Origin of the sequence: Aporhodopirellula aestuarii (assembly GCF_023701485.1) — a bacterium.
Classification (GTDB): Bacteria; Planctomycetota; Planctomycetia; order Pirellulales; family Pirellulaceae; genus Rhodopirellula; species Rhodopirellula aestuarii.
The window spans coordinates 1-25344 of sequence record NZ_JAMQBK010000097.1; the positions used below are offsets into that span (position 1 = coordinate 1).

A 25344-nucleotide genomic window follows, 5' to 3' on the forward strand; every position below is an offset into this window, starting at 1 on the left:
GTGGAAAAAGTCGAGCTAAGAGCTAGCGCTGTCGGCTCACTCATTTTTGCGAAGCAACTAAATCGACAGCCCGCTCGCGCCGTTCCGCTAAAATGAGCACTAAAACAATCGACGTCCCAACTTAGTCAAACAGCCTAAAGAGATTCACATGAAGTTCATGCACATCGCACTTGTTCGAAACCAAGGCGGGCACGCAGCGATCAACTGGTTTGGCGTGTTCACGTCTTCACTGATTGTCGCTGGCCTTGCGATTAGTGGCGCTGCTGCATTCATGGTTGCTGTCAACTGGTTCTCTTGGTCCGCCCTCTTGGTTTCAGCTGCGCTTAGCCTCACGATTGTCGTTGGCGGAGGTGTTCGTCGAGGATTGCAGCTTCCAATTGAGCAACTCCCGCCCATCCCGTGATTCTGCGCTACTCGACTTGCAGGCTGTCCTTGTTCCTTGGCCAGGGACTCACTACCGTTCGTCCCTTGTACGTGGTGTCGTGTTCTTGGATTCACAACTGCAGATGACCGTCGCAATCACCGGAGCAGGGCTTGCGAGCGTTTTGACAAGGATTGACGTTACTCTCTCGGCTCGGGGACGGCTGTCGTTCCACCATTGAATTGATTGCGGTCGGAATTTGACAACCACAAAGGACACCAAGAGCACGAAGGATGGAATTCGATGGTGCTTCCCATCGCGTGATCAGATGTGCGATTGAGGTCCAGCGCATGACGAAAAGATTTATTCACACGAAGGCAACAAGACACGAGATGGAGGAGGCAACTCCCAACTCCCACCCCCCAACTCTGCGTAAGCAAATCCATTCGGTCCACCGAAGGCTTCCCAAACACCTTATCACGCGTTTGCCGGTCACTTCGTCCTCGGCGACCGTATCCGTTACCTGACCGAAAAAAGAACCGCGATGGACTACGGTGGTCTCATCCTGACGACTTGCCTCGTTGTCGCACTGGCCGCGTTTCTCGGCTGGATCGGCGACTGGAGCGGTTCGCGTCGAAACACAGAAAACTCGCGGTACTGGCGTTCTCATGACATTCACTGTCCTGACTGCAACCGTCTATTCACACCTACTGGGATGGAATCTGGCAATCGCACCATCACACCCAACCAACACTAAGATATTTCGCTGATCTGCCCTCACTGCGGCGAGTCATTCGAGTACGCCCGTGCAGATGGCCCGCCAACGCTTCGTTACCGATCGCCAACGACCCGACGTTGCATTGATTGCGATACCTTTTACATTGGCAATGAGAGCCAGGAGTGTTTAGCCTGCGGCTCAGCTCAAACGCGACGCAACGCACATCCCCGGCCTGCCCAAGAACCCAGCTAACGATCCCGTGCACCGGATCCGGGCCCGCGAGGTTTTACGAATAGGCAACCAACTTTCTCATCCCGGTGACGGGTAACATGATCCAACTGAAGTGCGACAAGAAGACTCGATCGTGAATCCTTACGAATCACCTGCTGACGCTCACCCAAACTTGCGTGCACAACCGACAAGGGTGCCGTTTCCGTACGCAAGTGTCGGCCCCATGACTGGTGCCTCGGTTGGTCTCACGCATGGTGTCGCAAGCCTGCTCGCTTGGACCCAATTCGATCGGCCTGACTTCCTTATTCGATCCGCCGAATCCACTTTGGCCGTTACCGCTCTGCTCTCACTCGGTGGGGCAGTGTTCGGAATTTTCTATGCTTTGTTGCTGTCGCTAGTCTGCCACCACTTGAATCGCAATGTTCGACGACGACTTCATTTTGTATCGGCAACGATTACTTCCTTTTTGATCGCATACGGGGCCGCGTACTACTCGCTGGTGAACCGCAGTGTAGTCAACCCGTTCTTGGTGCTTGCTGGGACAGTCGCGATGGCGTTTGCGATCGCCTTGTTGACGTCATTCCGAAACGACGAATTTCCGGGGCTAGAAACGATCGGGTAACCATGCGATGGTGACGCAGCGGCGATGGCTGCCGCCTTGGCGTTGGTTGAGTCGTTCGCCGCCGCTCCCATTTCGCTGCCGTAATCCGACACAACAACACTGTTCTCGAAACGCTCGCATGTCGCACGAAATAAATCCTTATGATCCACCGGGCGGATCGGCGTCACCACGCACGGTCGTGGGGCAAACCGACGATGAACATGCCCGTCGTCGTTTCGGGGGCGTTCTCGGAGTCGCATCATTGGCCGCGGCCCTCGGTTTCGTTTCCTGGATGCTCTTGCTTTCGAGCAGCGTTTCGGTTTTTGTCCTCGTGGTCGGTGGCTTAGTCGCGGTGCCCTACTTGCTGATCTGGCTAGCTTGCCGCAGCCTTCGTTTCTGGTTCGCTCGCGTCATGATCGCAATCGCGTTGGTCGGCTGCTGCTTGCTTGGCGGCGTTGCTTTCAACGCGGTTAACAAAGACGCACAAGGTGGACTCAACTTGATCTTTGCTCCGATCTATCAACTGGTCGGCACCCTTGTTTTGCTCGTGCTCGCTGTGGTCGTGGATCGGGTTTGGCATTGGTATTCGCGGCGTTCAGCGGCGACGCAGAACGACGGATAGCAATTAAGTCTTTGACATCGCGGAGCGTGGGACGAGCAGCACCGAGAAATTCAATGCGGAATTGCAATGGGTACACCTCACGCAGAGTGGATAGCGTTCGTTGAACATCGCAACCGTGGCTTGAGTCAAACGGCCGCTATACCGAAAGACTCCTGCTTACCTGCTTACCTGCTTCACGAGAGTGGACACCGCCGCGCCCACTTCGTCTAATAGAAAGCGTCTGCGGATGGCGTTCGGCCTGATATCGCTGGGCATCCGGCGATAACATCCCGAATTCAAGTCATTTCCGCCCCCAACCGGTGAGAAGCACTTGGTTATTCGGGCAAGCAATCGTAGGCGTCACTCAATTTGGTGCCTTTGTTTTGCCACCACAACTAAATCCGTGAGAGAAACACTATGTCAAAATACGCTTTTCTAATCCTTTCCGTTGCCATGCTCGCAGTCGGAATGTCTACGTTTGCGCCAGGTCAAAGCCAAAAACACGCGGCCGAGAGCAGCGGGCATTACGACATTAAGATGATGGGGCTCACCATGTGCATCGTAGACTATGAATCCAACAAAGCTCATCTTTACAAGGAATCGAAGGACGACAAATCGCTCGAGCTTTTCAAGAGCATCGACATCTCTAAGGCCGGCAGCAATAAGATCGAATACATCGAACCAGCGAACGTCGCTTCGAATGAGTGACAACGCTGAAGTTGCTGGCACGGCTATAGGTGGTCCAATTACTTATCGTCGTGCAGACTTAGGATAACAATACGCTGCACCCGAGCGGCGAAGTCGGGCGTTTTCAAAATGGACCATCACTCGTCGCCGCCGGGTGATTTTAGACGTTCTGCGATGACTACCACCTGACCCTCAATGTTGTTCTATACCGTAAACGGACCGAAACTCTGGGGTGACTACGGGCGTATTCTTACGGGCGGAATCGTACGACGACCCGAAATCGACTTACAACCCAATCTGTTGCTCAGGACTGGACCATTTATTCCGCCAATTTCTTTTCCTTTTCGACACGTGGTAGTGACCGAGGCAGTTCGGGCTGAACTCGCTAGATCAGATCTCGGCAAGATCACGTTTCGTGACATTCAGAAATTTCGAATACGAAAGCTCCACTGGGAATGCTGGGATCGTAAAGCCGATGTTCCCGCCAAATATCCGCGTGGCGGGGAACCGGAGGGATATATTTATGGTGGCTGGCACTCACGCGCGGCCGCAAACGAGATGGGAGAGATCTGGGAACTTGTATTGCCCGCGAGCGCTCATACCGCCGGGGTACGCATTGCTCGAACGGCACGGCGAAAGCCAGGTCAGGGAAGATGGAACGTGATGGTTGACGGCGATACTTGGATAGGTGACCATTTTTTCCGGTCGATCAACAAGGGGCACATCATCGTTAGTGAGGTCGGAGCGGACTGGTTGTCGTCACGCTATGACGAATGGCTCACTTTGGTAAAATGCATTCCCTGGGATCCTGGTAAACTAAACGCAGAACAATGAAATGCACCGAAGGACGCGAACCGAGCGACTTGGCAATGGTGAGTCTTTCGCGCGTTCTCGGTGATTGCCGACGTTATCCGACTTAAACCGTTCACACCAACTCCAAGCGTACTCCATAAGCATGCTCCAGAAAACCAATCCAAAAACGACAATCGCAGAACGACGAATGGATTTGCGTTATCCTGATTTGGGCGCTGCTTGCGCCGACATTATTCGATTGCGTGAAGGCGGCTACGAACTGGTTGGCACTTGGAGCCTCGCCCAAATACTCGATCACCTGAACATGTCCATGCAAATGACGATCGACGGCGCGGAATTCACATTTCCTGCCCTGTTGCGACCAGTGATGAAACTGATGTTCATGCCTACGATGCGGAAGGGAAAACCTTCCAAGCTTCGTGGCAAAGCCCCGAAGCAACTTCAGCCCGCTTTCGATCTCGATGAAGACGCCTGTGCGAACCGATTTTACGCGTTGGCGGAAACCTTAATGGATCCCTCTACTCCATTCGTCACGCACTATCCGATGCTGGGTCGACTCAATCGTGAACAATGGCTTTTGATGCAACAATGGCACGCCGCCCATCACTTAAGCTTCGTCGTACCCCACGCCTGACAGGCATTTTATACCCACCCATTACTACGGATAACTAAGGAATTGCAAGGGAGTGGCGGTGGCTGTGCGGATCGAAGTGGATGATCAACTCCCGCCACCGCGTGAATTCCAGCGTTGTCCGACTGAACCACGATCTTGCCTCCACGAGGGAAGGTGCAGCCCTTGCGTCAATTCTCTATTCTCGACCTTCTTGCGATCACCGCAGTGGTTGCACTGCACCTTGCTGCGTTACCTGCCGAAGCCGCAACCGGCGGCTCCGATTTAGCAGCGCTTCTCTATTTTACTCCCACTGCGTTTACATGCCTGCTGCATCTTCGCCTCCGGCTAACGATTACGTCAGCCATCGTCGTTCATTACGTCGCAAGTGCGGCATGGACATTTCTGCACGCGGTTGGCCTGAACTTTGCCATCAATGCTCACAATCTTCAAGATCCTGACCCTCGCCGTGACTACCAGATTGAAATCTACTCCAACGCATGGAATGACACCGTCGCTATGCTCGGCTGGGGGATCGCGTTTGCTGCTGTGTACGGCGTGATCTGCTACACTGCTGTCACCGCATCGGCCGGCCGGGATACAACCCCCGATGTCTTGGAATCCCAAGGAGAAGGATAACCATTCCGATGCACGGGAGCGGCGAAGTCGCGTTTTTAACAATTGAGAGTTTCTCGTCGCCGCCCCGTGATCGGTGACTTTCGCCGACAACCGTGGCAGACACATAGGATTTAGCATATGAGCGGCGAGACTAACACGTCACAAACTCCAGTGCCCCGGAGATTTCAATTTTCAATCGGCACGTTGTTGCTCTGGATTGCGATCGGCGTGCTCACAACTTATACCATAATCATGAGCCGCCAGATCACGCAGTTGAAGCAAGAGCTAACATCGCAACAGCCCTTATCTCCCAAGGAAGTTGCCCGTCAATTCGAGAAGAGGGCAACGCTCGGACCGATTACTACCACAGTGAAAGACGTTCGCTACTCGCTCGAAGCAGATGCATACAAAGTCAACTTCTCATGGGTTGACTCGACAAGTGGCAAAACTTGGTACTCGGATCTTCGGCTTAACCATGACGGATTCGGTAAATACTACGGTCAAATCCGGAATGGGCCGTTCATTCAACCGCTAGGATACAAGGAGGCATTCGCGATTACCGTTGAGACTCCGTCGTCTTTTGATGACTAGCGGACCAGGAGCCGCCGAGCCATGCCTTGAACCGGAGCGGCGAAGTCGAGCGGCTTTACAATGGACAACGTTTCGTCGCCGCCCGGTTACGGCCAACATTCGACGATGGACCAATCATTCATGAATACAATGCCTCTTGCGGTGTGCCTGTCGGTCGCCTGCGTGTTACTCATCACAATGGCAGGGTGCCAGCGGGACAAAGCCGCAGGTCAGAGCGTCTCGAATGGCATCTCCGCGTGCGACCGCGCAACCAAGGATGCCGCTGCCTCAATCGCTGCTGGATATATAACGCTTAAAGAGTACCCACCGCTGCCTGCGCCGCCCGGACACGATGAATACATCCAACTCCTTCGTGAACGATGCAACGTGACGTACGAAGTGGTTAGTGATGTGCCGCAAGGTGTCAGCAAAAACGATTTCATCCAAGAGGTAAGATGTTGGAACGAAGTTATGGAAGCGGAGATTAGAATGAAACACGGAGAAGCTGTCTTTACCAAGTTGCATGATCTAGCAACGGAACGTTGGCAAACGACGGTGAACACACGTGGAAAGCAATAGCGTCGAACCATCGGATTCAACGGAGGTCCGGTGGTCAGCTTTCACAAATGGATGCTCAACTCCCGGTACCCGCTGATCCGGGGCGTTCCCTGATTTAAGTTGCATGAAATTCGTCCGCCCCCTGACCGTCGCAGCTTTGCTGCTTTTGTTCGGCTGGTTTGCGTTTGTTGCAACGCAATACACTCGATACCGAAACCGCATGCGAGTTATCGCACGCGAACTTCACATGGAATACCGAACGTTCTATGTAGTAGCTGAGCCGCTGGAACCGACGACATCAGTTGACGGCGAAGAGCGGTTGTTAGTCGTCGGTGAATCTAGCGAAAATTACCTTTTGTGTAGTATCGTCCGGAATCCGCAGTACACGGACATTCGTGGCCGATGGAAGGTGGATGAAGTCTTTCGGCCGGACCGTCAGCCTGAAAATCCCCGTTTACCCATATGGGAACCGCTCGACCACTTCCCGACCGAGCTTGACTTGGAGCGATTTCGATCGCTCGCATTGAAAGAACCATGGGTCACTTGGGATCGCCCCGAGGGGACAGACCCCCAGCCCGGCGGATAACAGGAAAACTCGCTCCAGCCGCGAAGTCGGGTGTTTTAATAAAGGAGAATCTCTCGTCGCGACCGGGTAATTGCAGACGCTCCACAACGGAATGGATTGCGGTCGGGATTTGACAACCACGCAGGACGCGAAGAGCACGCAAGATGGAATTTGATCACCTTTCGCACCGCGTGATTGGATGTGCAATTGAGGTTCACCCCACAACGGAAATAGTCGTTCTCACGAATGCCCCCAGACACGGAGTGGAGAAGCAAGTCCCAACTGCCAACCACAGATCACTTCCGCCCCGTTTCCATGTCGTCACGAGCGTGACTGGCCGATTCGCGAAGCACCGGATTTGAGTAAACGTAAAACGAATCGCGAAACCGCCGCCGCACTACCGCCAAAGCAGGATGACTTTATCTCGCTGCGGGGATCACATCGGCCAGCGGGAAGCTGACACCGACATCCTTTAACGTCAGAGGATGCGACGTGGCCGTGCCAGACGCGCCGGAAACTTCGTCGGCTCCAATGTCCATTCCCCGCGTCGGTCGTCGTTTACCTTCCACATCCCACTGAACCGACATCCCAATGGCTACCGCACGGTCGGCTGCTGGACCGAATTCGCTCGGTCGATAACGCCCCTCGACCAGCTCCAATTCGGGATCGTTTGTCAAGGATGCAAAGTGCGGACGCGCAAGATCGCCGAACATCAGATTTCCGGTCCAGTGGAGGTTATCCGGCGGCAGGTCCACTTTGACCAAGGCGTCGACTGAGCTGACGACGAGATTATTGGCAAAGATTCCTCGCGGAGCTCGGTTGCCTTTTTCGCTGCTTAATAAAATGCTGCGACGACAGTTCACGAACGTGTTGTGGGCCACGATGATCCCATCGACTGCCTGATATCCGTTTCCCGAACCGCCCGTTGGTTCCTTGCCTCCCAAAATCGATAATGCCGCATTCCAGGTGGTGCCCGTGAGATCTTGAAAGTAGTTATTGACGATCACATGATGACTGTCACTGATGCGGACTCCGCCACTATCAGTCGCTCCGTCGCCAAAGAAGTAGTTTCCCTCCACGTGAGCGTGATGGCCGTGCCGCAACACTAACGCGCCGTTGCATTGGCAAAACGTATTGGCCTCGAACCGGTTGTGACTGGATTTGCAACTGATGATTTCGTTTTCGCCATCACAGCGAACAAACAGATTCTTCTTCACCACGCAGCGAGCCGACTTATTCTGATCTCCGCTGAAGCCGATCCGAATCGTCTCGTTGTCGGTTCCCGGTTGAAACGCGATATCGGAAAAATAGTTGTGCTGAATCAGGTGTTCAGCCGATTGATCCGCCGCCAGCTCGCCCAATTCGACCGTCAGCAACGCGCCCCGCTTTTTCTTTCCCAAAAACGTACAACGCTCAATCGTGTTGAATCGCCCGTACATCAAGACCCACTTGGACGTGTCATCTTCACCGCGCAAATTCGTTAGTGCACAATCCCGCAAAGTGACGTACTCAGCCGCCTGACCTGAGTTGCCGCGAAATTGAATCGTGTTGTACGCGTTGGTGACGTCTTCTGGTCCGCCAGCAAAATGAAACCCCTGGATCGTCCACCACCGGGTTCCAATCCGAATTTGGCTTTCGCCCCGAAACACAACCTGACCGGGATGGGCGGCGGCGAGCACGATGGGAGACGACTCGGTTCCATCCGCCCCTTCGATGTTCAATTCCACGTCTTTGTACTCACCGTCAGCCCAGACAATGGTATCTCCCGGCTTGACGCGATTCGATTCGATCAGCGATTCCAACTCGTCGGCTGAATCAACGCGGTGTTCGTTGCCGACTGCCGATAGGATCGCGGTCAGAAACAAGAAGATCGCGACAACTGCCGAGGCAGCGGTACTCGTCAGGAGTTTTGATGGGTTCGGCAGCTTCGATCTGTTAGGTGATGAACCAAAGTCTTGACCAATTCTGCTGCTTGATACTTTCATGCTGTGGCTGATCGTTGCGAGGGTAGACCGGAGGTATGAATGCGATCGGGAGCGGTGACCGCTGATGTTTTAGACGAGCAGGACACCGTCGATTTTAATGACTCCGACGATGTCCGCGTCTTTTGTGGAGATCGCAAACGTCGATCGCAGATTACTGGCCGGTCAAACATCAGCAAGCTCGTTGACGAGTGGCACATCCGAAAGTCAGGGGAGGAAATCCGAAACCGATCGTTGTCGCCGACGATCGGAGCTACCTGAAACGCAAAACTTCGATGCCCTTTTCTTGTTTGTCCCTTCTTTACAAGCCGCCGCAATAAATACTACAATATGACGTATCGCGGTTCAGCGATAGAGCGTGGGCGCGGCAGGTGATTATCGAATCGATGCTCCGATGCCGTTCGCTGGGTCCTTATGCGGCCGGGGCCAAGTTCGCTTTCATTTCGGTGCAATTCAATTCTTTTGGAGAATGCGGTGGTGATGTCACTCAATCGTGTGAATTTTCTGTCGCTTGTGATCGGGCTGGCGTGGTTGACGATCGCTTCCGCCGACGAATCGTCTCCCAACGTATATCCTGCGTCGGATCCCTCCAATCAAGGTGGTTGGGTTTTGAACCCTCACGTCAGTGACGAGTTCGAGACGGCGCCGTTGGATGCGGACAAGTGGTTGATTCAAGGCACCGACGGAGTGCTGAAGTCGAACTGGATCGGGCGTGCGCCGTCTCAGTTTTCGACTGATAACGTGCGGATCGAAGACGGGATGCTGAAGTTGCAAGCGCGATGGGAACCGGATTTCGAGTTTTCGAAAAAGCGAGATTTCTCGTGGAAGGAAAAGAAGGAGGGACTCGCGTACGAAAACATCACCACCGCCGCTGTGATCTGCAAAAACGAGTTTCTCTATGGCTACATGGAGATCCGATGCAAAGCTGCGGACGCTTCCGTCACGAGCGCGTTTTGGGCGACGGGCAGCAAGACGGAGTTGGACGTGTTCGAGTTTTCGGGACGCCCCAAACAGAGACACAAATCGCATCTGGAGTCGGAATTGTGGTCGTCGATTCACGACTGGTCGAAGAAGGGCGGACCGACAACATGGACCGACCGACTGCAGTTGGATTTCAAAGTGGCGGAGGGATTTCATGTCTACGGACTCGACTGGGATCCGGAATACTTGAAGTTCTACGCCGACGGCAAACTGGTCCGCACGGTGCTGCGTCAAGAGATGGGTGATGATGCGTGGGTGATCACCGGACCGATTGCCATCTGGGTCGACTCCGAGACGTTCCCGTGGCACGGCATCCCAGACGAAGAAGATTTGCCAGTCGACTACGAGATCGACTACATCCGAGTCTGGCAAAAGCCGAACTACCAGGTCAGACCTCGCGAGGTCGAGTCAGAAGAGCCAGCTGTCTCCGATCATGCCTCCTTACCGAATGAAGTTTCGTTCGACTTTGAGGGCCCGATCCGTGTGGGCGAGCAACAGCACGATTGGTGGATTGCCGAAGACTCGCGTCCTTACTTTCGAATCAGCAATGAGCAGCCATTGACCGGAGTTCGGTCGCTCAAGTTTTCCCACACCAGCCAACTAAACGAGAAAGCGGTGGCGTTCGCACCCAACGGTTGCTTGACATTACCTGCGGGCGAACACGTTCTCTCCCTGAAAGTTTGGCTCGAACCGAACTGTACGACCAAACGAATTCACGTCATCCTGGACGATCCCTGGCTGGAGCTCAAACCGTTCGATCTCACCGGTCTCGCGACTGGAAAGTGGATCACGTTGTCGCAAACCTTCCAACGTCAGGGTGCGTCCGGGAGCCAAGACCGACCTCGAATTGTCGTGACCGCGGACGACGCTGGTGAGGAAGGCAGCACTCTCTTTATCGACGCGTTTTCGATCCGTTGATACGAATGAAAACATTTCCGGGAGAGACAAACGGATTTGGGCGGACTTAAGAAAACGCCGTCGTATTAAAGATGGTTTTCGCGGATGGGCGAGCGTAAATCATGGACGGACGGTTTCGCCGGCCCGCGATCACAGCCTGTTAAGGCCCCAAAGGGTTCAGATCTCTCTTACGCCCACGGCCCGCCAGTTGGTGCCATGCCGAACCGTGCGTACCCGAAAGAGAGTAGACACGGTCACGCTCACGTCCTCTAATAGTGGGCGTGAGCGTGACGGCAACCGAGTTGATATCGTCGGTCACCCTGCGCCCCCCGGACTCAATTCATCACCGCCAGCCGGTGAGAAGTAATTGGTTCTGCTGTCAATTCCCAAACCTAAGGTGGCTACGTCAATCATGTCGACACACGTTCGCCTGGGTTGCATCTCGTTATGTCTCGCGCTGTTCCCGATATCGGTCACCAGTGGATCGGATTCGGAATGGGACTACACGCATCATGGCTCCATGGGTATCTCGGAAGCCCACGCAGGACGCGCAGGAAAGTTCCGCACTTACGAATGCACGACGACTGACTCTCCGGAGAAAGTCGTATTATGGTACGCAAAGCGACTGGGGCTACCGAGTGATCACAGTCTTGTGACGACCGCAGAGAAGGGTTTCTCGAACCTTGAAAGTCAAAGACTAATCAAGAATGCGTACGGCCATGACACGGACGACCGCAAGGACCACACGACGATGGTCGCTTTCCTTGCTGCGAAACATGTTCACATAACATTTTTGCATCGCCCCAGTTTTGACGGCAAGAAGGACGTTACCATCTCGATAGCCAAAGTGCCGGATGGGAGAACGAGCATTGCCGTCATTCAGCCGGTCGTCGGGCAGTTTCGTTCGTCCGATAGCGATCCCGAGTGATCAGAACCATCACATGCACCGAAGCCGGGATTGCGGTCAATCGCTGATGGGACATCAACTGCCCCGACTCGGTGACGTGTGAAGTGATTCGACCGCACACGGGCATGGCTGCTGACGACAACATACGACCAATCCACACCAAACGAAACTTTTGACGGACGCTGACCACTATTGAGGGACAGGCAACGACCAGTGCAAATATCGATTCGCATACTGCTTGCCATCGTTGCCATGCTCGCGATTTGCGTTGCGGGTGCTCTCAACGGTCCGCCGATTGCCTGGGTTGCCGCGACGCTTCTCGGCGTCGCCTTTGTAATGCAGGCTATCAATGCCGCCATCGGAAGTGGCAACCGGCGCAGTTTCGCGATCGGATTGCTCATCCCATCGGCCGCATACCTACTGCTGACTTTCGTCGTCAGCGAACATGAATATGCGACCTCAAACGGACGCTTGCCAACGACCCAACTGTTTCAGTCAATGGCGAGGTCCAAATACAGTGACCAGACCATGAAGCTGAAAGATTTCTCCAACGAACTTCGTGGCGTTCGCGATACGATGCCGCTTGGTCACCTCTGTGTTGCGATGACGCTCGGGATTGCCGGCGGTTACTACGCGTTGTGGATTCGCCGCCGAGACATCCCAGACGCCGGCTAGCAATCGCGTGTATGCGAGTTGGGCGTCCGGCGGTTAGGAAATAGAAAATCCTTCGCCCATACCGGGTGAAGCGCACCGTTCCACACGTGGATTTTGCGTTCGGAATCGACAACCACGCTGAACTTGAAGAGCACGAAGGTTGCAATACGACATTCTCTCGAATCGCGTGATCGGATGTGTGATCGAAGTTCATCACACGTTGGTAATAATGGTTCTCACGGAGGCACCAAAACACGGAGTAGAGGGATCAACTCCCAACTCCCAACTCCCAACTCCCCATCTCTGCGTCTCGCGAAGCGGGTTACGTCCGCAACTCTCGGTCTCGGGGGGGCGTCGATTTCATTACTGCGTGATTTCAAATGTAGCGGAACGGACAAAGCCGTCCGGTAACGCTGGACCGGACGGCTTGCGCCGTTCCGCTAAGAAAAGCACTAAAACAATCGATGTCCCGAGAGACCGAGCTACGTGAGAAGGTGGTGCACTCTTTGCCGCGGCCGAGTAAGGACGACGGGGAGCGGAGCCAATTCGTATGCGCCTGCCCCCTTTCTACTATGCATGAAAGCGTCTCGCAAACTTTGGTATCGTTGGCCCCGACTTGCGGGCGGCAGGGAAGTGGGCTCGGCCCATGGTTTGACAGCCCTCGGCCCACTCTTGGATCTCGTATTTTCATGATACCCATAGTCCGGTAAAGCCAAATCAGCCATCTTCTCAATGCCCCCTGCAAACCTGCTTATAATGGAACTCTGGGTGGGCACAAACGTGATCAAATTCGTTCATTGTTGGTGGGGACGTGTGATTCCTTGATCCGGTTCCCACCCCAGTCCTGCGTCATCCCTTTGCTCATCGTTCTCTTGAGTGACTGACCTTCATGGCTACCAAAAGTCTTCACGACAGCATCGCGTTATTGATTGATGCGGACAACGCACCCGCGACCAAGATCGACTTTATCATCTCCGAACTGGCCACCTACGGTATCGTGAATATTCGCAAAGCCTACGGGAACTGGACCAAGCGTCCGCTCGATGGTTGGGTCAAGGTGCTGCATGAATATGCGATCACACCCAAACAGTGTTTTGATTTGGTGAAAGGAAAAAACGCCACCGACATGGCGTTGCTGATCGACGCGATGGACATCCTCTACACCAAACAGGTCAGCACCTTCGGCCTCGTTTCTTCCGATTGTGACTTCACCCCGTTGGTTCTGCGGATCCGCGAAGACGGCAAGCAGGTGATCGGGTTCGGTCGCCAAAACTCGCCCGAACCCTTCGTACTGGCGTGCAGCCATTTCATTTATCTCGATGAAGAGGACACCAGCAAAACGCCACAGAACAAAAAAGAGAACTCAGTCTCCTCGCTCAAACAGAACACCAAGTTGATGAACACGCTTCGCACGGCGGTCAAAGAAGCCAGCGACGAAGACGGCTGGGCATCGCTCGCTCCTGTCGGGTCACACATTTCCAATCAAGGACCGTTCAATCACCGCACCTACGGTTTTCGCAAACTCAGCGACCTGTTCGAAGCGATCGATCTCTTCGAGGTCAAAAAGACCAAACACGCTGGTCGATCGTCGATCCGTGTCCGGTTGCGGAGATGAGGGGTTGTGTGGGTAGGTGGGTTTCTTTTGTAGCTGTGGCTTCTAGCCGCAGACCAGAGATTGCTGCGGCTGGAAGCAACGGGTAATCCGACTACCGTCGGATGAGTCTTGGAGGGCCCCCGTCTCGGAGAGACGGGGCTACGTGGGTTGGCTGCGTGGGCTAGTTACGTGAATGAAGAACGGCGAGGGGGCGAATGATGGCGACGTTGGCTGTTCGACGCTGATTTCCCAATTTCCGGGTGCCGCGAAAACTTGACAGGCTCAGTTTGATTTTTCACGGAAGATAAAAGGCGTCCTTCCGCTCGGCCTCAATGCGTCTGTTTTCTGCCGCACACCAGCGGAAGGGGGCTCATTCACACAAACGCTCCGTTCCCGTGTGCCCCAGCGTGATTCTCACCGCACCAGTCTGCTTCAACTTGCCGCCCGTTGAAAAATTCCGCAAACAAAACGACAATGCCGACCTGGAAATTTGGTTTTCCAGAAGTCGCAACTTTTCTTTGCAAAATTTTTGTAGCCATCTACCAGAACTTAATCTCATGAGCGATTCAGAAATCAAGCCGGGTGTTGTGTCCGGGAAAGCCCTCGATCGTTTGCTGCGTCATGCAAACGAGAACAACTACGCCTTGCCTGCCGTGAACGTCGTCGGGACCGATTCGGTCAACGCCGTCCTGGAAACGGCAGCGGCAGTGAACTCGCCCGTGATGGTGCAGTTTTCCAATGGTGGCGGTGTCTTTTACGCTGGCAAAAGCCTATCCAACGAGAACCAAAAAGCTGCGATCGCGGGCTGCGTCTCGGGCGCTCAACACGTCCACGTGATGGCCGAACACTACGGCGTGCCCGTTGTTCTGCACACCGACCACTGTGCCAAGAAATTGTTGCCTTGGATCGACGGACTTCTCGACGCCGGCGAAAAACACTACGCCGCGACCGGCAAGCCACTCTACAGCTCGCACATGCTGGACCTCTCCGAAGAGCCGCTCGAAGAGAACGTTGAGACCAGCAAGAAGTACTTCGAACGCATGAACAAGCTGGACATGCTGATCGAAGTCGAATTGGGCATCACCGGTGGTGAAGAAGACGGCGTGGATAACTCGGACGTCGACAGCAGCAAGCTGTACACACAACCTTCGGAAGTTGCCTACGTGTACGAAGAGCTGAGCAAGGTTTCGCCTCGTTTCACGATCGCCGCCGCGTTTGGAAACGTCCACGGCGTTTACAAACCAGGTAACGTGAGCCTGCAGCCGATCATCCTGAAGAACTCGCAAGACTTCATCATCGAGAAGTTCGGTACCGGCGAATTGCCAGTCAACTTCGTCTTCCACGGCGGATCGGGCTCGTCACGCGAAGAAATCCGCGAAGCGATCCAGTACGGTGCCATCAAGATGAACTTGGACACCGACATGCAGTGGGCAACTTGGAAGGGCGTCTTGGACTACTACAAGAAGAACGAAGGCTACCTGCAAACCCAACTCGGCAACCCAGACGGCGACGACAAGCCGAACAAGAAGTACTACGACCCACGCGTTTGGTTGCGTGCCGGCCAAGTCTCGTTTGTCGACCGTCTCAAGGTCGCTTTCGAAGACCTCAACTGCGTCAACCGCTGCGAAGGTTTACTCTAAACCGCGTCGCACTCAATCGACACCCAAGCCAAACGGCCAATGTCCCCAAGACGTTGGCCGTTTTTTTGTGGTGACGCCGGATCGAGATCGCAGAAATTGGGAACGGGTTGTTGATTGATGAAGTCCAGGGAGACGCGATTGGAATACGGTGCCGATCGTGGCAGGACGACACATGTCATGCCTTCGGCACTTGGGGTGGTCCGTGTTGCCGTTGACCATGGACTGACGTCCATGGCTAGCTCGTGTCGTGCCGTTGGCACTGGTCGTGGTCAGGGGCGTTCTTGGCAGTCACGAAGTGACGATAGACATAAGCCCCAGATGCAAGTCCGGGGGATACGCGAGGGCAATACGGCACCAAGTCCTGTAGGGACGACACATGCCATGCCTTCGGCACTGGGGATGGTCCGTGTTGCCGTTGACCATGGACTGACGTACATGGCTAGCTCATGTCGTGCCTTCGGCACTGGTCGTGGTCAGGGGTTACTCCTTGGACTAGCGTCCATGGCTAACTCTTGTCGTGCCTTGGGACGTCGATTGTATTACTGAAGGATTTCAAATGTAGCGGAACGGCGCGAGCCGTCCGGTGACTCGGGACCGGACGGCCTGCGAGCTGTTGATTTAGTGAGCCGTCGGCGCTAGCCGCGGGCCTTACGGCTACGATGCGCGCATTGGACGCCCGCAGCTAGCGCTGTCGGCTCACTCATATTTTCGAAACGACTAACTCAACAGTCCGCTTGCGCCGTTCCGCTAATAAAGGCACTAAAACAATCAACGTCCTTCGGCACTGGAATCGCAGCGATAGGCAGGGTGTTTGCTAGGCCGCTTGTGGACGCTTTGGGCTGGGTGGGTGCTTCCGCGGGATACCTGGACGCCTAATCGTTGCCGAGCAATTCGGTGATGGCGGCGATCGTGGCTGGATCGGGTTTGAAGGAACCGGGGCGGTAACCTTTGGCGATGTCGAGCGGGGTCCAGCCGAATTTGTTTTTGTGGTTCCATGTCTCGGGCTTCGCTCCTAGCTGGGCAACGAGCCGCACCGTCTCGGGGAAACAGCGGTACGCGGCGCCATGCATCGCAGTCTCGTTGGTTCTCGAGACCGCGTTGATGTCCAAGCCTTGGGCGACCAACATTCTCACCGCTTGCTCAACTTCCTCGGGCGTGCCTTCGTGTTCTCCGACGTGGTCGGTTCCCACTCCCGCAGCGGCCATCAAAGCGTTGACGCCGTCGACGTTGGTGAGGTGCGGGTCGGCGCCGAGTTCCAACAGCAATTCCATGAACGGCAAGTCGACTCGCTGGGCGGCGAGCAAAAACGGTGTCGCTCCGCGGGGAACGATCAACCCTTTCGCGGCTTTGCCTCGCCTGAGTTGCAAGTTGACATCGGCCCCGGCATCCACAATCGCACGAACAAAGTCGAGCGACGTCAAATTGCCACTGCCGCGTGGCGCCGGGTCACCTGCCGGGTTGTCGCCTTTTTGGGGACGCCGAACCCAACACAGAACATGCAAAGGCGCGTACTCGCTGGACTCGTCGTTGGGATCGGCACCGCGTTCGACGAACTTCATCGCGAGTTCATAGTGGGCACTCTCAACGGCGAGCATCAGCGGCGTCATGCCTTTGCGGGCATTGCGGCCGCTCGTGTTCTTGGGGTCCATCATCTCGTTGACGCTGGCACCGCGGTCGAGCAGCGTCATCGACGCGGCGATGTGGCCTTGGCGAGCGGCGAAACATAACGGTGAGAAGCCCGAACGCAGTGTGCGGTTTAGATCGGCGCCGGCATCGAGCAGCGCGTTAATGACATCCACGTGCCCTTCGGCGGCCGCAAACATCAGCGGCGTCTGGCCCGCCCGTTCGGTCGCTTCGACTTCAGCCCCATGCTCAATCAACAAGCGACACAATTCAGCTTCACCGGTACGAGCAGCCAACATGAGCGGTGTCGTTTTCCCGGGGCCGCGCATGTCAACTTTTGCGCCGTGCTGCAGCAGCGAGGTGGCGGTTTCGAGGTTGCCAATGCGGCATGCGATCGATAGCGGTGTGATTTCGAAGTACGTGACCGCATTGGGATCGGCGCCTTCGTCGAGCAGACGCTGCACCCACTCGTCGTTGTCGTGGTGGACGGCCCAGTGCAATGGGGTCATCCCATCGCCTCGGGCTTGATTGACCAAACTTTCGTGGGCCCGCTCATCGCTTTCGGCTCGCGTTTTGAGCAGCGACTCGGACGTCGCCCAATCTTCGCGTTCAACCGCCTCGACCAGACTCAGGTTCGGTGCTGCGGCCTCGCAAACAGGCGCGACGATCCAACCAACAACACCGACGCAACTCAAGACGCTGGCAATCCGAACGACGCCGGCCATGCCCAAACGCGTCCGAGCGGGCTGCGTTGCAACGGCTCGCGTGATAGCAGAATGATCTCGTTCAAACATCGAATAGCGCGTCCACTTGTCCGGTGCTGTCGGCGAATTTGTCCAGCGGCACGCCGACTTTGTTGAGCAACGTCAGGTGCAGGTTCGACAACGGTTCGGCTTTGTCGTAACGCAGATGCCGTCCGCCCCGCATGTAGCCGGCAGCGCCACCGGCGACGAGGATCGGCAGATTCTTGTGATCGTGTGCGTCGGGATCCCCCATCCCGCTGCCGTACATGTACAGGGAGTGGTCGAGCAGCGTGCCATTGCCTTCGGGGATGGCGGCCATCTTTTCGAGGAATTCGGCGAACAGTGAAACGTGGAATTGGTTGATCTTGGCAACCTTCGCGAGCTTTTCCGGATTGCCGCCGTGGTGAGTGACTGGGTGATGGGGATCGGGGACGCCGATTTCGGGATACGTCCGCGTGCTGGCTTCGCGGGCGAGTTGGAAGGTGACAATCCGGGTGATGTCACCCTGAAACGCGAGCAGTTGCAGATCGAACATTAGCCGCGCGTGATCGGCATAAGCGACGGGCACGCCCACGGGTCGATCGAGATCGGGTAGCGGGTTGTCTTTGGCGGTGGCGAGCGAACGATCGATCCGACGTTCGACTTCACGGATGCTCTCGACGTACTGATCGATCTTGTTGCGATCGCCCCCACCGAGCCGTTGTTTGAGACGTTTGATTTCCGTCGTGACGCTGTCGAGCAGGCTGGCTCGACGACGCATCGCTTCGCTGCGTTGTTCGGGAGTGCCGCCTTCGCCAAAGAGTTGTTCAAAGACGATCCGCGGGTGAGCTTCCGAAGGCAAAGGCGTCGTTGGCGAGGACCACGAGAGATTGTTTTGATAGACGCAAGCGTAACCGTTGTCACACTGGCCGACGGTCGACAACAGATCCATCGCAAGTTCAAGCGAAGGGAGTTGTGTTTCGTGACCGAAATGTTTGGCGGCGATTTGGTCGACGGTGGTGCCGAGGTAATAGTCGCTGCTCTCGGTCAGTTTGGCTTGCGCGGCGCTAAGGAACGCGGCATTGGACGTGGCGTGAGACCCGGGATAGGCGTTCTGCAGATCCATTCCCGTGATCACGCACAGTTGTTGCTTGACCGATTCGAGCGACGCGAGGCTGGACGGCAACTGATCGAGTGTGTCGTCTTTGGGCGTCCATTCCGCGGGGTTGTAACCCATCGGCGTGTAGATGTATCCGATCCGGCGAAGATTCGTATCGGCCGCGGGCGTCAGTTCCTCTGCGGTCAGCGAAGGGACCATCGCGTCGAGCAGCGGAAGTGCGATGGCGGTGCCCATGCCTCGTAATACGGTGCGACGCGGCAATGATTTCTTTTGCAGAAACATGGAAAAGCCTTGGGCTGAGTGGTGGGGATTAAAGGCGGGATCGGTTTTGGAACTGGGGACTCGCGACGATGCCCTGGATGATGTTCGAAACTCGGTAATCATCTTCCGCGGCTTGCCGAACGATGCCGCGGATCGCGGCGGCGTCGTGGTGCGTGACGACCCGGCCGAGTGCGAAGGTCATCAGTTTCTCAGCGAAACAGCTGACGAACATTTCGGGATGTTCGAGCAGGCTCGCTTCGAGGTCTTCGACACCATCCACTTCCGTTCCGTCAGGCAGTGTCCCAGACGCATCGATCGGGTATTCGCCATCATACGTTCTCCATCGGCCGACCGCATCATAATGGTCGAGAGAAAAACCTACCGGATCGATCAGGGCGTGACAGGACGCACAAGCGTCGTTCTGGCGATGCAGGGCGAGACGCTCGCGGAACGTCGTCGGCGTCAGGGCCGATTTTTCCTTCAGCGTGGGAACGTCCGGGGGCGGAGGCGGCGGGGGCGTGCCGACAATGTTTTCCAAGATCCAGTTGCCGCGAATCGTGGGCGAGGTTCGCGTGGCATACGAGGTCACCGACAGGATGCTGCCGTGACGCAGGATCCCGCCGCGATGCGAGTCCGCCGGCAAAGCGACTTGGCGGAATTCGTCACCCAGGACGCCGGGGATGTCGTAGTGTCGGGCGAGTCGTTCGTTGAGGAACGTGAAGTCGCTGTCGATCATCGCCAAGATGCTGGCGTCGGTTTGCAAAACGTGAGCGAACACCGATGCCGTTTCGCCACGGAAGGCTCGCCGGAGGTTCTCGTCAAAGTCGGGGAACAACCGCAGGTCGGGCGTGATCGCGTCGAGGTTTCGCAAGTACAACCACTGGGCGGCGAAGTGATCGACGAGACTTTGAGAACGTTGATCCGCCAACATCCGTGCGACTTGATCATGAATCACCGCGGGATCCGACAGCGATCCGGAGGCGGCGAGATCGAGGAGATCTTCGTCCGGCAAACTGCTCCACAGGAACGCCGCCATCCGCGAGGCGAGTTCGAATTCACTGATCCGAACGATCGGCTCGGAGGAACCGGGATCCACGGGCCGTTCGACGTGGAAGAGGAAGTTGGGGTTAACGAGAATCGACGCCACGCCGCGTTCGATGCCCAGTTCGAATCGGTCATTCGGGTCGAGATCGTTGTCCTCACGGATCGCTTCTTCGAAAAAGTTCATCGCAGTGGCGATGTCGGCATCGGTCACGTCCCGGCGAAAAGCGATCCGTGAAAGTCGACGGAAAATGGAATCCGCGGCCGCGAGTTGGGATTCGATGTCCGACGACTGTGGACGTTCGGCGAAAATGATACGCCGACTCGGAGTGTCGGCGGCGCCGGCGGGCAACTCCGTATCGTTTTCAGGCAGCGAGAGCGGTCCGACGATGGCGACTTCGAACAGGGCCGGTTGTTGTCGCGGGTGTCGGTGTCGGTTGTAGGCGGAATCGAACGGTTGACGTTTGATTTCGAGCAGCGAATCACCTTGGCTAACAAAGGTGACCGCGATGTCGTGCGGCCCCGCGGTGATCGGGACTCGCACGTTGAGGTTCGCGTCGATCAACGTGTCGTCGCGGTTGCCCTTGGGCGGCTCGAGCGTCCAGCGATGCGTGGGTTTGCGATCGATGAGCACGTCGAGGTCATGGGGACGGAATAGCCCTTCAATCATTTCATCCCGGTCGCGGGTTAATCGAACGGCGATTTCATAAACGCCGGACTCCGCAAACGTGTGCCGGATGTTCGTGCCGCCACGCGTGCCCAACGGCAATCCTGCGATGTGTTGCTCTTGGGTGAGGTCGGCGGGCAAACGAACGTTGATGCCCATCGGCGTGCCGACTTGCCGTCCGATCGCGATACGGCTGATTTGTTCCGCCGCCGTCAAGTATCGACTCATTAAGGATGGCGACAGATCACCGACGGTGATGTTATCGAATCCGCCGCTGGATTCATCCTTGGGTAACCACGCGGTGATGTCGACTTCGATGCCCAACAGATCGCGGACGCTGTTTTGATATTCGGTGCGGGTGAGCCGGCGGAGCGAATCGACGTTGGGAATTCGCGGCGTGTCGGCGGCGACGGAATCGAGCACACGACCGAGCGATTCGATGGCGGCGTGATATTCGTCATCGGTGGGTCGATCAGCGTCGGCCGGCGGCATCTGTCGCGAAGCGATCCGTTTGAACGCGGTCTCCCAATCGGCGAGCGGATCGGAGGCTACGGTTGCCGTTCGTTGAGGCGACCAATCGACTTGCGAGAGCGGGACCGATTCGACGTCAAAGTCCGCGATCGCGTCGGCTTGGTTATGACAATCCATACAATATTGATCAACGAACGACTCGACCGCCGATTGGTCGGCGATGAGACCGTTTGAGACTGTATGGTCTGCCGCAATAACCGACGTGGGCGAGAACGCGGTGAGCGTCTCGAGCAGCAGAAAGCCCAGTAGAAGACGACTGTACGGGCTCCGCGGAAACGTGCCCCAAAACTTTTGAATCATACAAAACCGCCAAAAAACCGATAAAATCTGATATCGAGTTTACTATTGTTTAGGTTCGAGATCTTTCGGCGAGCTACGTTTTTGCGTCAAACGACGCACTGGATCACGCCTCTTGCTCTGAAAACGCCCCTCAATTTCAGGCTGGGTTGGCAATTTTCTTATCGCCGTTGCTCGCATCAATCGAGCCGTTTCAACCAACTCACCGCATGAACGCGGGAGAGATTCCATGTCCACAGCCCAAGCCACTCAAGCCGCCACCCCGGTTCGATCGCCCCGATTGTTCCCATTATATCTGACGCCATTCGAAGAATATATGTTATGGGACGACCGGGTGGACTATCCAATGACATTTATTGTCAAAATGGAGTTCGACGGTGAAATCGATCGCCATGCGATCACCCGCGCCTTGCCGTTGGCCTTGGATCGCCACCCGTTGTTACAAGCGATCGTGCAACCGGCCAAAGGCAATCGCGATTGTTGGGTCGCGGCGCCGAATCCTCATGTAGAGATCTCATGGGGCGAGATTGGCGAGCCATTGGAACTCCCCAAAGGCGAAGCGATCGACTTGCGCAGCGAAGTCGGATTGCGAGTTTGGATTCGAACGGGTGAGGGCCGCTGCGTGATCACGACGCAGTTTCACCATGCCACCTGTGATGGCATCGGTGCCTACCAACTGCTCGGTGATTGGTTGTGGTTCTATGCCGATTTGGTTGGTGAACCCGTCGATGCACCGTTACCGGACTTCGATCCGCTGCAATTACGGATGCGAGTCAAAGCGTCGTACAACGTTGAGCGTTATCGCGACGCCAATGGCAAGATCACGTTTGATCGCCCAGAGGCTTACAGACTCGCCATTCAAACAATGCATTCGCTGTCGACCAAACGTGGCAAGCGAGAAACTCCCGCGGGAGACAAACCTGAGCCGTTGTTCCCCGGTCTATGCGACTTCGAATTTGATAAGCTTCGCTATAAAAAACTCAGACATGTTGCCGAAGCGAGAGGCCAAGCAACCAACGAGTTATTGATCCAACAACTGCTGGTTTCCTTGAACACGTGGAGCGATCTTCAAGGCGATCGACATCGCGGCAAGTACTGCATCATGATGCCGATGGACTTGCGGGAAGCCGACACGCGATTGTCGACGGCTGCGAACTTGGTCACATACGCATTGATTCGTCGCCGGCGGAGCGAATGTGTTGACACACCTCAGTTGATCGATTCACTCGCTCAAGAACTACTCAAACTCAAACACACGCGACACACCACCCCGTTCATGAACGTGATGGCGTTCTTAACCCGCGTGCCGACGTGGCTCAAACGGGGCTTCGCCGGACGCCGCCGATTGGCAACGGCGATCGTTTCGAACACGGGTGATCCGACGAAGCGGTTCAGCGTCTCGTTCCCGAGCGTGAAAGGTTTGCTGAAGGCTGGCAACCTGTTGATGACCGACATCAACGGTGTGCCTCCGATGCGTAACGGCACACGTCTGACGATTTCGGTGTTTACCTATCGTCGTGTGCTTAAGATCTGCTTGCGCTGCGATCCGCAGCGGTTCTCTGTCGAAGACAGCCGTGATTTCTTGAACCACTACGTGGCATCGATTGAAAATCTACTCGCGGATGCTTAAACGGACAGCGTCACCAATCACTTAGCTCGGGCTCTCCGAGACCGAGTATTGCGCGCGTTACCCACTTTCTGAGCCTCGGGGGACGTTGATTGTTTTAGTGCCTTTTTTAGCGGAACGGCGCGAGCCGTCCGGTCCCGAGTCACCAGACGGCTCGCGCCGTTCCGCTACATTTGAAATCTTTCAGTAATACAATCGACGTCCCGAGAGGCTCAGCTACGTGAGAGACAAACGCCAATACGTGTGCCAGAAAGTTGCGGTGTCCAGTAAGAGCATCTGCATTTTCGATGTCGTGGTGGCTTCTAGCCGCCAATGCAGGACCGACGGCGGCTGGAAGCCACCACTACTGGTTCGCACACCTGTCCTAATGACTTGCGTCCACGGTTATCGCGAGGCGTACAGCTGGCATTTTTAGATGCCCACAAATGGCACCGGGACGAGGAGGGCGTGTTGGCGGATCCAGGTGTCGACCCCGTCCCAACTCGTGTACTGGCTCGCTAACAGCACGACGAGATAGACGATCACGATTGCGGGGGCAACGAGGAAACGCACTGCGAATCGTGAAAACGCGTTCCATCGGCGACGAAAGTTTCCGGGAATGGGTGCGTCATCGGCAGACGCATCGGCGATGGCGTGTAACCGGCGGCATCGCCGCATCGCCAGCCCGGTTGCGATGTGGGCGGGCAACATGAAGGCGACGAAAACGAGGCACGGCAGCCACGCGATCTCTTGCGGCGTCGCTTCGATCTTGAGCAGGTACAGCGGAATGGGTAACAAGACCAGTGCGACGAGCATCGCGGCAGCGTAACTCCAGGGCGCGTAGCGGAGATCTTGCCTGACACGTCGCCAATGGAACATCGCTCGAAACTGGTTTTCAGCAGCGAAATGGGCCTGCAGCATCGGCAGCGTCAACATCACGTACCCGAGAGCGAGAAACGCGATCGCCCCGAGCAGTCCCGCGGCCGCTGCGGCGCCTTCCCGCGTCACATTCATGATCACCATCGCGGGGAACAACCAGATCAGCGTGCCGACGGCCCCACGAACTCCGAGCCAAAACAACATCGGCAGTTTGAGTGAAACGAGGAACCGCCACAGCCGGTCAGAAATGTCCGACCACGTCGAGGGTCGCCACGATTCACGGAGGAACCGGATCGGTTCAGGCCATAGAAAATGCCGCACTCGCCCGCCTCTGGCCCATGCCCACCACAGATACACCGTGGCGGCGATTGAAAACGCGATCGAGACCGACCACAGAATGCTGGCCCGGGCCGAGTCCGGCTCAATAATCGCAGCCACCGACTCCCAGTGAACGAACAAGCGGATCGGCAACGATGCGAGGCCGAGCGACCCGAACACGATCCCCATTTGCCCCGCGGCACCCAGCCCCGGAACGCTCTGCCGGATCGTCATGCCACGGGTCAATCGCCCTGCGACCAGCAACAGGTAACCGAGCACGGTCAGCTGTAGCAGCGGGATCGCGGTAACGATCGCGAGCAATACGATCAAACTCGCGAGGCACCACAGGTTCCATACCGAGGCGGACGCGAACGCCCACGTCCGTTTCATCCAATGGTTTGAGCCGATCGACTCCGCAGCCTCCGCGGTCCGAAATTCAGGAAAAAACTCCGTGCGAGGGGCACTCTCGTGCTCCACTGCGGTGCTGGCCCAACTCATCGTGCTATTTGGGGTGGAGAGGATTGGATGGCGATTGCCTGGTTCGTTCGCGTACCTCGGGCGGAATCATTCCGACCGGATCCTTTTGACGCTCTCGGCCGGCAGTGGGCGTTTCACACCGGAGCGGCAAAGGATGGAGCATTTATTCTACCGAGGTGACATTCGTCGACCTGTCGCGGATCTTGGCAATCGT

23 protein-coding genes are annotated in these 25344 nt (G+C 56.1%); 17 read left to right on the forward strand and 6 right to left on the reverse strand.

Annotated elements, in window-relative coordinates:
- Nucleotides 1–148 precede the first annotated feature (148 nt).
- The 10 genes from NB063_RS29175 (at nucleotide 149) to NB063_RS29220 (ending at nucleotide 6954) form a co-directional block, all read left to right on the forward strand.
- Entirely contained in the window at nucleotides 149–403 is a 255-nt protein-coding gene (locus NB063_RS29175) for a hypothetical protein (RefSeq protein ID WP_250932767.1), read from the forward strand.
- A 502-nt stretch (nucleotides 404–905) separates the two neighbouring features.
- The gene (locus NB063_RS29180) at nucleotides 906–1118 is read left to right on the forward strand and encodes a hypothetical protein (protein WP_250932769.1); all 213 of its coding nucleotides are present in this window, start codon (nucleotides 906–908) and stop codon (nucleotides 1116–1118) included.
- A 304-nt stretch (nucleotides 1119–1422) separates the two neighbouring features.
- Nucleotides 1423–1932 (forward strand): hypothetical protein, encoded by a 510-nt coding sequence (locus NB063_RS29185; protein ID WP_250932771.1) that lies wholly within the window; start codon nucleotides 1423–1425, stop codon nucleotides 1930–1932.
- A gap of 118 nt (nucleotides 1933–2050) precedes the next feature.
- Nucleotides 2051–2533 (forward strand): hypothetical protein, encoded by a 483-nt coding sequence (locus NB063_RS29190; protein ID WP_250932773.1) that lies wholly within the window; start codon nucleotides 2051–2053, stop codon nucleotides 2531–2533.
- Between the two features lie 396 nt (nucleotides 2534–2929).
- Complete coding sequence (locus tag NB063_RS29195) at nucleotides 2930–3220, forward strand: hypothetical protein (RefSeq protein WP_250932775.1); 291 nt, start codon at nucleotides 2930–2932, stop codon at nucleotides 3218–3220.
- A 934-nt stretch (nucleotides 3221–4154) separates the two neighbouring features.
- Nucleotides 4155–4646 carry a DUF1569 domain-containing protein gene (locus NB063_RS29200; RefSeq protein WP_250932777.1) on the forward strand — a complete coding sequence of 164 codons (492 nt, stop codon included), beginning with the start codon at nucleotides 4155–4157 and terminating at the stop codon, nucleotides 4644–4646.
- Nucleotides 4647–4808: 162 nt separating this feature from the next.
- Complete coding sequence (locus NB063_RS29205) at nucleotides 4809–5261, forward strand: hypothetical protein (protein WP_250932780.1); 453 nt, start codon at nucleotides 4809–4811, stop codon at nucleotides 5259–5261.
- Between the two features lie 231 nt (nucleotides 5262–5492).
- On the forward strand, nucleotides 5493–5831 hold the full coding sequence (locus NB063_RS29210) for a hypothetical protein (RefSeq protein WP_250932781.1): 339 nt from the start codon (nucleotides 5493–5495) through the stop codon (nucleotides 5829–5831).
- A 120-nt stretch (nucleotides 5832–5951) separates the two neighbouring features.
- Nucleotides 5952–6389: a hypothetical protein gene (locus NB063_RS29215; protein WP_250932782.1), complete on the forward strand. Its 438-nt coding sequence runs from the start codon at nucleotides 5952–5954 to the stop codon at nucleotides 6387–6389.
- A gap of 199 nt (nucleotides 6390–6588) precedes the next feature.
- Complete coding sequence (locus NB063_RS29220) at nucleotides 6589–6954, forward strand: hypothetical protein (RefSeq protein WP_250932784.1); 366 nt, start codon at nucleotides 6589–6591, stop codon at nucleotides 6952–6954.
- Nucleotides 6955–7352: 398 nt separating this feature from the next.
- On the opposite strand, the gene NB063_RS29225 is transcribed toward NB063_RS29220, so the two are convergent.
- Nucleotides 7353–8918, reverse strand: coding sequence for a polysaccharide lyase 6 family protein (locus NB063_RS29225; protein ID WP_250932787.1), 1566 nt, complete (start codon nucleotides 8916–8918; stop codon nucleotides 7353–7355).
- Between the two features lie 39 nt (nucleotides 8919–8957).
- On the opposite strand from NB063_RS29225, the gene NB063_RS29230 reads away from it, so the two are divergent.
- From NB063_RS29230 to fbaA, 6 genes are all read left to right on the forward strand, one after another.
- Nucleotides 8958–9176 (forward strand): hypothetical protein, encoded by a 219-nt coding sequence (locus tag NB063_RS29230; RefSeq protein ID WP_250932789.1) that lies wholly within the window; start codon nucleotides 8958–8960, stop codon nucleotides 9174–9176.
- 219 nt (nucleotides 9177–9395) lie between these two features.
- Nucleotides 9396–10814, forward strand: coding sequence for a family 16 glycosylhydrolase (locus tag NB063_RS29235; protein WP_250932791.1), 1419 nt, complete (start codon nucleotides 9396–9398; stop codon nucleotides 10812–10814).
- A gap of 376 nt (nucleotides 10815–11190) precedes the next feature.
- Nucleotides 11191–11721, forward strand: coding sequence for a hypothetical protein (locus NB063_RS29240; RefSeq protein WP_250932793.1), 531 nt, complete (start codon nucleotides 11191–11193; stop codon nucleotides 11719–11721).
- Between the two features lie 192 nt (nucleotides 11722–11913).
- On the forward strand, nucleotides 11914–12375 hold the full coding sequence (locus NB063_RS29245) for a hypothetical protein (RefSeq protein WP_250932794.1): 462 nt from the start codon (nucleotides 11914–11916) through the stop codon (nucleotides 12373–12375).
- A gap of 868 nt (nucleotides 12376–13243) precedes the next feature.
- Nucleotides 13244–13969 carry an NYN domain-containing protein gene (locus NB063_RS29250; protein ID WP_250932796.1) on the forward strand — a complete coding sequence of 242 codons (726 nt, stop codon included), beginning with the start codon at nucleotides 13244–13246 and terminating at the stop codon, nucleotides 13967–13969.
- A gap of 536 nt (nucleotides 13970–14505) precedes the next feature.
- A complete protein-coding gene (gene fbaA / locus NB063_RS29255) occupies nucleotides 14506–15588 on the forward strand; it encodes a class II fructose-bisphosphate aldolase (protein WP_250932799.1) in 1083 nt (360 codons plus the stop codon).
- Here the strand turns inward: fbaA and NB063_RS29260 are convergent.
- From NB063_RS29260 to NB063_RS29275, 4 genes are all read right to left on the reverse strand, one after another.
- The gene (locus NB063_RS29260; RefSeq protein WP_250932801.1) at nucleotides 15585–15848 is read right to left on the reverse strand and encodes a hypothetical protein; all 264 of its coding nucleotides are present in this window, start codon (nucleotides 15846–15848) and stop codon (nucleotides 15585–15587) included. The genes fbaA and NB063_RS29260 overlap by 4 nt on opposite strands.
- Nucleotides 15849–16460: 612 nt before the next feature.
- Nucleotides 16461–18005: an ankyrin repeat domain-containing protein gene (locus NB063_RS29265; RefSeq protein WP_250932803.1), complete on the reverse strand. Its 1545-nt coding sequence runs from the start codon at nucleotides 18003–18005 to the stop codon at nucleotides 16461–16463.
- Nucleotides 17998–19335, reverse strand: coding sequence for a DUF1552 domain-containing protein (locus NB063_RS29270; RefSeq protein ID WP_250932805.1), 1338 nt, complete (start codon nucleotides 19333–19335; stop codon nucleotides 17998–18000). The genes NB063_RS29265 and NB063_RS29270 overlap by 8 nt, the downstream gene beginning before the upstream one ends.
- Before the next feature lie 28 nt (nucleotides 19336–19363).
- Nucleotides 19364–21853, reverse strand: coding sequence for a DUF1592 domain-containing protein (locus NB063_RS29275; RefSeq protein WP_250932807.1), 2490 nt, complete (start codon nucleotides 21851–21853; stop codon nucleotides 19364–19366).
- Between the two features lie 226 nt (nucleotides 21854–22079).
- Here NB063_RS29275 and NB063_RS29280 point away from each other — a divergent pair, with 226 nt between their 5' ends.
- The gene (locus NB063_RS29280; protein ID WP_250932810.1) at nucleotides 22080–23480 is read left to right on the forward strand and encodes a chromosome condensation protein; all 1401 of its coding nucleotides are present in this window, start codon (nucleotides 22080–22082) and stop codon (nucleotides 23478–23480) included.
- Between the two features lie 408 nt (nucleotides 23481–23888).
- Here NB063_RS29280 and NB063_RS29285 read toward each other — a convergent pair whose 3' ends face one another.
- On the reverse strand, nucleotides 23889–25151 hold the full coding sequence (locus NB063_RS29285; protein ID WP_250932812.1) for a DUF4013 domain-containing protein: 1263 nt from the start codon (nucleotides 25149–25151) through the stop codon (nucleotides 23889–23891).
- Between the last annotated feature and the right edge of the window lie 193 nt (nucleotides 25152–25344).